3 protein-coding genes and 1 pseudogene are annotated in these 3,118 nt (G+C 73.2%); 2 read left to right on the top strand and 2 right to left on the bottom strand.

Annotated elements, in window-relative coordinates; all coding sequences use genetic code 11:
- Together ABD317_RS35220 and ABD317_RS35225 are read right to left on the bottom strand one after the other, a co-directional pair.
- Positions 1-189, bottom strand: a pseudogene (locus ABD317_RS35220) (short-chain dehydrogenase); the annotation flags it as partial.
- A 41-nt stretch (positions 190-230) separates the two neighbouring features.
- Complete coding sequence (locus ABD317_RS35225; RefSeq protein WP_344295782.1) at positions 231-1,640, bottom strand: DUF6421 family protein; 1,410 nt, start codon at positions 1,638-1,640, stop codon at positions 231-233.
- 345 nt (positions 1,641-1,985) lie between these two features.
- Between ABD317_RS35225 and ABD317_RS35230 the strand changes: the two genes are divergently transcribed.
- Both ABD317_RS35230 and ABD317_RS35235 read left to right on the top strand, forming a co-directional pair.
- Complete coding sequence (locus tag ABD317_RS35230) at positions 1,986-2,669, top strand: glycerophosphodiester phosphodiesterase (protein ID WP_344295784.1); 684 nt, start codon at positions 1,986-1,988, stop codon at positions 2,667-2,669.
- A gap of 169 nt (positions 2,670-2,838) precedes the next feature.
- Positions 2,839-3,118, top strand: a 280-nt coding sequence (locus tag ABD317_RS35235) for a DUF5134 domain-containing protein (protein ID WP_344295786.1), incomplete at its 3' end; no start/stop codon positions are given.

Here is a 3,118-nt window from a genome sequence, read left to right on the forward strand (position 1 = left end):
CTCCCGGGCCGCGGCGGCGGCCTCGGCGAGCCGCTCGGCGCCCGCGTCGCAGCCGACGACGGTGGCGCCCGCCTCGGCGAGCCGCCGCAGCGTCGCCCGGCCCGCCGGTCCCGCCCCGCCCGCCACGGCGACGACCGCTCCGTCCAGCGGGCCGCCGCCTCCGTTCCTGCCGTGTGCCCCGGGGCTCATGACGCTCTCCTCCTCGGCTGCCCTACCGACGGCGGGGTCCGTCACGCGGCCTCCGCCAGTTCGGCGCTCTCGGCCGTGATGCCCCGGGTCGACTCGATCACCTTGCGCAGCTTCTTGGCAAGGGCCTCATAGAACATGCTGAGGGGAAACTCGTCGGGGAGCACGTCGTCCACGAGTTTCCGCGGCGGCTTGTCCAGGTCGAGGGCGTCGGGGCCCTTGGCCCAGGTGGAGCCGGGGTGCGGGGCGAGGTAGGCGGAGACCAGGTCGTAGGCCCGGAACCAGTGCACCAGCTTGGGGCGGTCGATGCCCTCGCGGTACAGCGTCTCGATCTCGTTGCGCAGCCGGCCGGTGACCTCGCGGGCCCGGTCCCAGTCGACGGACAGCCGGTTGTCGGTCCAGCGCAGCGCGTCGTGCCGGTGCAGGTAGGCGAAGAGCAGCTGGCCGCCGAGGCCGTCGTAGTTGCGGTTGCGCTCGCCGGTGACGGGAAAGCGGAACAGCCGGTCCATCAGCACCGTGTACTGCACGTCGCGGCCCTGCGGGTAGCCGTCGGCGGCGAGCTTGCCGGCCTCGTGGAAGGCGGTGAGGTCGCAGCGCAGCTCCTCTATGCCGTACATCCAGAACGGCTGCCGCTGCTTGATCATGAACGGGTCGAACGGCAGGTCGCCGTGGCTGTGGGTGCGGTCGTGGACCATGTCCCACAGCACGAAGGCCTGCTGGGCCCGCTCCTGGTCGGTGAGCAGCCCGCGGGCGTCCTCGGGCAGCTCCAGGCCGGTGGCCTCGACGGCCGCGGTGCTGACCCGGCGGAAGCGGGCGGCCTCGCGGTCGCAGAAGATGGCGCCCCAGGTGAAGCGCGGCGGAACCTCGCGCATGGCGATGGTCTCGGGGAAGAGCACGGCGGAGTTCGTGTCGTACCCGGAGGTGAAGTCCTCGAAGGTGATGCCGAGGAACATGGGGTTGTCGTAGCGGGTGCGCTCCAGCTCGGCGAGCCAGCCGGGCCAGACGACCCGGATAACCACGGCCTCGAAGTTGCGGTCCGGGTTGCCGTTCTGGGTGTACATGGGGAAGACGACGAGGTGCTGCAGCCCGTCGGCGCGGTGGCCGGCGGGGTGGAAGGCGAGCACCGAGTCCAGGAAGTCGGGCACGCCGAAGCCGTTCGCGGCCCACTTCCGCAGGTCGGCGACGACCGCGTCGTGATAGGCGGCGTCGTGCGGCACCAGCGGGGACAGCTCCCGCACCGCGGCGGCGGCCCGCTCGACGGCGTCCTCGGCGGTGGAGCGCGCCGGGGCACCCTCGGCCTCGAAGTCGACGGAGCCGTCCTTCGACTGCCAGGGGCGGATCTCCTCGACGGCGGCCTTCAGCCGCGCCCAGGCGGGGTGCTCGACTATGCGCGGGGCGTCCGCGGCGGACAGAACGTCACCTTCCGCTGTCGCGGAAGCAAGAATTTCCGTCATGGACCACTCCTACGTTAAGAACTTCCTGTCCCCCTACCGTATCGCTGTCTGACGATCTCCCTCAAGCGGGCCTCCGGGAAGTCTTGCGCAGCCCACGGGTACGGAACGTAAATCTTGCGGCGATCAGAGGTTTACCCCCTGGTCCTTCCCGTTCTCCTCGATGCACGAGGGTCAGAGCGGGCCTCCGGGAGGACACACCCACCTCCGGGTGACCCCGCCCCCGGCCCGCGCGCGGCCCACCCGCGCCCCGCCGTCAGGACGCCGCACGACCGGTGTCGATCTCCCCGAATTGGCCTAGGCTTTGCGCCAGTCTGTGACGGACCGCCGACGGAGGGCGAGAGCGCAGTGTCATTTCTGACCATCGGTCACCGCGGGTTGATGGGCGTCGAGCCGGAGAACACCCTCCGCTCGTTCGTCCGCGCGGACCGCGAGGGCATGGACGCCATCGAACTCGACCTGCATCTGAGCAAGGACGGCCACCTGGTCGTCATGCACGACCCCGACGTGGACCGCACGACGGACGGCCAGGGCGCGATCGCCGACTTCACGCTCGCCGAGCTGCGCGAGCTGGACGCCGGCCGGGGCGAGCGGGTGCCGACCTTCGACGAGGTCGTCGAGGCGGTGCGGGGCCGGCTGCAGGTCGAGATCAAGGACGCCGCGGCCGCCCAGGCCCTCGCCGACGCCATGACCGCGCACGACCTCGCCGGCCGCGTCGAGGTGCTGTCGTTCCACGACGAGGCGCTGACGGAGATGCGGCGGCTGCTGCCCGACGTGCCGCGGGTGCTGGTCGCCAGCCACTACGGCCTCGGGGTGGTCGAGCGCGCCCGCGAGGTCGGTGCGGGGATGCTGTCGCTGAACATCCGGCGGCTGACGCTGGAGCTGGCGGACCTCGCGCACGAGTCGGGGCTGCGGGTCATCGCCTGGACCGTCAACACTCCCGAGGAGCTGAAGCTCGCCCGCGGCCTGGGCCTGCAGGGCGTCGTGACGGACTTCCCCGGGATGAAGCACACGGTGCGCTTCACCGCCTGAGCCGCCGTCGCGCGCTCCCCTGCGCCCTCCTTGCACCCGTGCGCTCGCGTGCGGGTGCACGGGCGCGGGCAGCCTTCCGCCGGAAGCGCCCTGCGCCCGGGCCGGCGTCGGCCGGTCCCCGCAGTCGTGCCGCGGGGCCGACGCCGTCGTCGTCCGAGGGGGCCCGCGGATGCACGGACCACCGCTCGCCGGCCTGCTGCTGACCGTGCTGGGCGCGGCCGTCGGCGGGCTGTGCCTGCTGCGGATGCGGGCCCTCGCCGCCGAGGAGCGCCGCGGCGCCGCCGGGGACGCGCTGATGGGGCTGGGGATGGCGGCGATGGCGCTGCCCGCGGACCCGCCGGGGCCGGCGGCGTGGCCGCCCGTGGCGTTCGCGGCGGTGTTCGGCGCCGCCTCGGTACGGGCCCTGCTGCCGCCGCGGGCCGCGCGGCACCATCTGCACCACGCGCTCG

The organism is Streptomyces synnematoformans (assembly GCF_039531005.1).
GTDB lineage: Bacteria > Actinomycetota > Actinomycetes > Streptomycetales > Streptomycetaceae > Streptomyces > Streptomyces synnematoformans.